Raw genomic sequence first — 5,242 nt, 5'->3', positions numbered from 1 at the left:
TTCTGGAACCCGTCGTCCATGACCAGAACATTTGCGCCGGCGGCCACGGCAGTGTGGGCCGAGGCTACGCGGTCAGCACCGATCCACACGGGTGCATGTCGTGACAGCAGCAGAGCCTCGTCCCCCGTATCCTGCCAGCTGTGGCGCGCCGGGTCCGCCTGGATCGGGCCTTTCAGCCGTCCGCCATAACCACGCATCAGAATGTGCGGCCTGTATCCCAGAGCCACAAGGCGGTCCGTGATGGACATTACGGTCGGGGTTTTTCCGGCCCCGCCGGCCACCAGATTGCCCACGCAGATGACTGGTACACTGGCTCGCTGCGGGGAAATGCGGGCCCGGACCGTGCGCCCGGCCAGGCCGTACAGATGGCCCAGGGGCGCCAGAAGCTTTCCCCTTCCGGGGGTGTACCAGAACGCAGGAGTTCGTATCCTCATAAACTTTCCAGCGCTGACAGCAGAACCTGCAGCGTTCTATCAGTTCCCTGGGCCTGGCGGGCAAGAAAATTCCGCCCGGCCTCTGTCAGGCGTTCCCGTCCAGCCCCGTCACCCAGCAGCCTGTGCACGGTTTCAGCCAGATCGTCGGCTGATTTCAGGCGGATTGTCGCGCCAGCCCCTTCCATCGCTGTGGCCATGTCCGGAAAGTTGCCCATCCATGGGCCGTACAGGACACAGGAGTCCAGCTGCAGGGGTTCAACAGGATTGTGACCGCCTCCTGGCGGGACAAGGGAATTTCCCATGCACACCACAGGGACCAGCCGGAAGAACAGGCCCAGCTCGCCCAGGGTATCGGCGATGTAGATGTCAGTCTGCGAACCGGGCAGTCCATCTGTGCTGCGGCGGGTGATGTGCAATCCCCGGGCGGAGAGGCTTTCGGCGATGGTGGTGCCCCGCTGCGGGTGGCGGGGAACGATGACAGTCAGAAAGCCTGGCCAGCGGGATTTCAGGGTGGAATGGGCAGCGGCGGCGAGGGTTTCTTCTCCCGCATGGCTGCTGGCCAGAAGCCATGTAGGACGACCGCCGATGGCGGCTTTCAGGGCCTCCAGCGCGACCGGATCACAGGGCAGGAGCGGGGTGTCATATTTCAGGGACGGAACAGCCTCGACCTGCATAGTGCCTAGGCGGCGGAAGTTTTCTGCATAGTCCTCGTTCTGGGCCAGGATCTGCCGGAAGCTGCCAGACAGCCAGCGGGCCAGTCCCGGTGCAAATCCTTTCCAGCGCCGGGTGGACCGGGCTGAAATGCGGCCATTGACCAGAACAGCCGGAATGTTCCGCTTCCGGATCTCGCCCAGAATTCCCGGCCACAGCTCTGATTCCACCCACACGGCCATCTGCGGCGCCCAGTAATCCAGAAAGCGCCTCACTACCCGCGGATGGTCCACGGGCGCATACTGGTGGATTGTGCAGGGGGGTAACCGCTGCGCCATCAGCCGGGCCGAGGTGACGGTTCCTGTGGTGACCAGGACAGACACATCCGGTCTGGCATTCCTGAACCGTTCCAGCAGGGAGAGGATGGACAGGGCCTCGCCCACGCTGGCTGCATGGAACCACACCAGCGGTCCGGCCGGGCGGGATTGCGAGGCATGGCCCAGACGCTCCCCCCAGCGCGCCGGGTCCTCTTTGCCACGCTGCCTCCGGACCAGAAGATAAAGGTACAGCAGGGATGTGGCGGCCAGCACGCTCCAGCGATACAGGGTCAGGGAAAAGGGCTGGCCCACGGTCAGGTTCCTGCGACGGTCAGGCCGTCCACGCGCACGGTGGGAGCATCGACGCCATAGCGCAGGACCAGATCGCTGGCCGGCTCCAGAGTCCGGAACATGTCCGACAGATGCCCGGCCACGGTGATGCCGCTGACCGGCCAGGCGATTGTACCGTTCTCGATCCAGAAGCCCGAGGCGCCGCGGCTGTAGTCGCCGGTCACCAGATTGACGCTGGACCCCAGCATCTCGGTAATATAAAGGCCGGCGGGAATGTCGCGGATCAGCTCCTCCGGTGATTTTCTGCCCGGCGCCATGAACAGGTTGGACGGGGAGACCGATCCGCGGGTTGAGTGTCCTGTGGACACAAGGCCCAGCTGGCGGGCGGAGCGGCAGTCCAGAAGCCAGGTGGTCAGGCGGCCGTTTCCGATGATGGTTCTTTTTGCCGGCGCCACGCCCTCGCCATCAAAAGGACGGGACCGGTAGCCGCGCCGGACGAACGGGTCGTCCACGATGCTGATACTGTCTGAAAAGACCGGATGGTTCAGGCTGTTTTTCAGAAAGCTGGTGCCCCGGGCGATGGCGGGTCCCGAAATGGCCGCTGCCAGATGGCCCAGAAGGCCGCGGGCCTGGCGGGGCTCGAACACCACCGGGACTTTCTGCGAGGCTACCTTGCGGGGATTGAGGGACCGTACGGCCCGTTCACCTGCGTTCTTTCCGACAGTGTCTGCCGGCAGAAGATTCTCCCGCCAGGCGGCGGCGGTATAGTCGTAATCCCGCTCCATGGCTGTACCGGTTCCGGCCAGGACGGACACAGACAGGCTGTGCCCGGTGGAGGCAAACCGGCCGGAAAAGCCGCCGGAGGTCACCAGCGCCATGTCCCCGCGGGTCCATCCGGCCTCGGCCCCGCCGGAATTGGTGACGCCGGGAACAGTCCGGGCGGCATCCTCGGCGATGCGGGCCTGTTCTGTCAGAAGATCCGGGGAGGGTTCGACAGGGTCTTCCAGATCCAGATCGGGGAAGGACCGGGCCAGCAGGTCCGGCGGCGCCAGCCCGGCGAAAGGATCCTCCGGGACCACGCGGGCCATGGCCATGGCGCGGTCCACCAGCGCGCGCAGGGCGTCAGGGGTGCGGTCGCTGGATGACACCGTGGCCTGTCGCTGGCCCACCAGGACCCGCAGGCTGATATCGCCTGATTCCGAACGCTCCAGTCCTTCCATCTTTCCCAGGCGCAGGGACAGCGACAGGGATACGGAATTGTACAGGACGGCGTCGACCGAGTCCGCGCCCGCCCGGCGGGCCGCAGCCACCAGATCGTCCAGGATGTTCAGGGTGTCGGGGGTCTGAGGGGTCATGGGTTTCCGGTCACAAAAGGCTTTGCCACGCGCAGCAGGGTGCCAGGATATTTCTCATGTTTTTTCAGGATGGACTCGATAGTACCACTGGTCATCATCTCCACCGTGGCGATCTCCAGCATGCGCTGGAACCGGTACTCACCGCCCTTGATGGAGATCGAGGCAGGCAAGGCCCGGAATGGACCGCCAATGTCCACCATGCGCAGTTTCCCCGGGTTTTTCTCCATAAACTTCAGAGCCGCCGATGTTTCTGTGATTGTGGCATCAGCCTTGGCTGTGGCAACACTCAGGAAAAGATCCGCCTCGGTTGACATCTGGGGAATCTGGAATTTTTTTGCTGCAGGAAATTCCCGGTTGGAGATTTTCTCGAAAATATCCCCTTCGAAAGTTGTCAGGGTCATCGCCGGGTCATTGAGCTTTTCCAGGTGGCCATCAACCCGTTTGTCTCCCTCGCGGACAAAAACAGCGCTGGACATATAGAAGAAAGGGGACAGGAAATCGACCTGCCGGGCCCACTGTGCGTTATAGATAATGACCGTGCAGTAGATATCAAAGCGGTCGTTTTCCAGGGCGGCGATATAGTCACCATTGCCTGTTTCTGCCTGGTCCCACTGGATTTTCAGACCCAGATTTTTACCAAGCTGTTCCATATAGTCATAATAGATTCCGCCCATTTTGCCGGTGTCGGGGTCCTTGTTCAGATAGATATCCCACAGCATGTACCCGCACCGGATGGTGCCCGTGCGCATGACGCGGTCATATACGGACTCTTTCTCCTGTGCCGCGACCGGAAAGGCTGTGGCCAGTACCAGAAAAACGGAGAGCAGAAGAAGCCTGATCCGCATTGTATGTCCTTTCATGAAATTCCTGTTTGTCTGCCCCGGATCAGACAGCATTTCGCGCCCGTCCGCAAGTCGCAGACACAGATCTTGCCCATAACGCTGAAACAGGGCAGAGTGCGCAGCAGTTCATCCTGTATCCTGTTTTCCGGGGACAGCCCATGCTCCGTTCTTCGACCCTTGTCCTTGTTTCCGCAGCAGCCCTTTTCCTGTCTGCCTGTGCCAGCACTCCCCAGGGGACGGCCGGCGCTGTTGTTGGCGGGGTTGTGGGCGGTGTGGCCGGCAGCGCCATCGGGGCCGGAACGGGCCAGCTTGTGGCTGTAGGCGTGGGCGCAGTCGCCGGAGCTGCCGCAGGCCAGGCCATCGGCGAGGGTATGGCGAATCAGAATCAGTACCAGGGCCAGCCGGTTTCCTATGATCCGCAACAGGGTGGCAATATCCGGACCGGCCAGTTTGCTCCGCCCCCCTATGGATCGTCAGCAACCGATCTGGCGCAGGCCCGTCCCGTGATCTATGGCTATCCGCCCCGCGGCGCATCGGCCGGATACCGCCCGGGCCCCGCTCCGGTCAACGGCTGCCAGAAACTGTATGCCGTCAGTCCCTATGCTCCGACAGGTTATGCGTGTCTGGGCCCCAATGGCACCTGGTACATTAATGAATAGGCAATCTTCTTGACTTGGCGAGGTCAGCCATTATAGTGCGCCTTCCCCGGGTGCACAGGCACGCGGGTTTTTCAGAATTTGCCGGGTGACAACATGTTCGCGGTCATACGCACGGGTGGAAAACAGTACAAGGTCGCCGACGGCGACGTGATCCGGGTTGAGAAGCTGGAAGCCGAAGCCGGCTCCACCGTCACCCTGGACGAGGTTTTGATGGTCAGCGACGCCGGAAAGGCTTCCGTGGGAACGCCCTTCTTGGCTGGAGCGAAGGTGACGGCCGAGATTGTCGCCCAGGATCGTGGTCCGAAGATCATCGTCTTCAAGAAGCGTCGCCGCCAGAATTCGCGGCGCAAGAACGGCCACCGCCAGCTTCTGACGGTGCTGAGGATTACGGGAATCAAGGCCGCGGCCTGACGGCCGGCCTTTATGGGGAGGACTGAACCATGGCACATAAAAAAGCCGGCGGCAGTTCGCGCAACGGGCGCGACAGTGCTGGCCGGCGTCTCGGAGTAAAACGTTATGGCGGCCAGGAAGTCCTGGCGGGCAATATCCTGGTGCGTCAGCGCGGCACCAAATTCCATGCCGGCCAGAACGTGGGCCTGGGCAAGGACCATACCCTGTTTGCGAAAATCGATGGCGTGGTCAGCTTCCGCGAATCCATCGGCGAGAGGATGTTTGTATCGGTCACCCCGGCTG

The 5,242-nt window shown here is 62.4% G+C and carries 7 protein-coding genes; 3 read left to right on the top strand and 4 right to left on the bottom strand.

Features of this window, described 5'->3' with window-relative positions:
• The 4 genes from M3O22_08540 to M3O22_08525 all read right to left on the bottom strand — a co-directional run.
• A partial coding sequence (locus tag M3O22_08540; protein ID MDP9196791.1) for a tetraacyldisaccharide 4'-kinase occupies window positions 1-434 on the bottom strand: 434 nt, incomplete at its 3' end.
• Window positions 431-1,714 carry a 3-deoxy-D-manno-octulosonic acid transferase gene (locus tag M3O22_08535; GenBank protein ID MDP9196790.1) on the bottom strand — a complete coding sequence of 428 codons (1,284 nt, stop codon included), beginning with the start codon at window positions 1,712-1,714 and terminating at the stop codon, window positions 431-433. The genes M3O22_08540 and M3O22_08535, both read right to left, overlap by 4 nt.
• 2 nt (window positions 1,715-1,716) lie before the next feature.
• Window positions 1,717-3,048, bottom strand: coding sequence for a TldD/PmbA family protein (locus M3O22_08530; GenBank protein ID MDP9196789.1), 1,332 nt, complete (start codon window positions 3,046-3,048; stop codon window positions 1,717-1,719).
• Complete coding sequence (locus M3O22_08525) at window positions 3,045-3,908, bottom strand: transporter substrate-binding domain-containing protein (GenBank protein ID MDP9196788.1); 864 nt, start codon at window positions 3,906-3,908, stop codon at window positions 3,045-3,047. The genes M3O22_08530 and M3O22_08525 overlap by 4 nt, the downstream gene beginning before the upstream one ends.
• A 140-nt stretch (window positions 3,909-4,048) precedes the next feature.
• On the opposite strand from M3O22_08525, the gene M3O22_08520 reads away from it, so the two are divergent.
• The 3 genes from M3O22_08520 to rpmA form a co-directional block, all read left to right on the top strand.
• Window positions 4,049-4,549: a glycine zipper 2TM domain-containing protein gene (locus tag M3O22_08520; protein ID MDP9196787.1), complete on the top strand. Its 501-nt coding sequence runs from the start codon at window positions 4,049-4,051 to the stop codon at window positions 4,547-4,549.
• Window positions 4,550-4,642: 93 nt separating this feature from the next.
• The gene (rplU, locus tag M3O22_08515) at window positions 4,643-4,960 is read left to right on the top strand and encodes a 50S ribosomal protein L21 (GenBank protein MDP9196786.1); all 318 of its coding nucleotides are present in this window, start codon (window positions 4,643-4,645) and stop codon (window positions 4,958-4,960) included.
• A gap of 29 nt (window positions 4,961-4,989) precedes the next feature.
• Window positions 4,990-5,242: 50S ribosomal protein L27 (gene rpmA, locus M3O22_08510; protein ID MDP9196785.1), on the top strand; the 253-nt coding region annotated here is incomplete at its 3' end.

The sequence above is a fragment of the Pseudomonadota bacterium genome, assembly GCA_030775045.1.
Lineage (GTDB): Bacteria > Pseudomonadota > Alphaproteobacteria > JALYJY01 > JALYJY01 > JALYJY01.
Note: the sequence above shows the minus strand (reverse complement) of the source record. Positions and strands in the feature narration are given on the sequence as shown.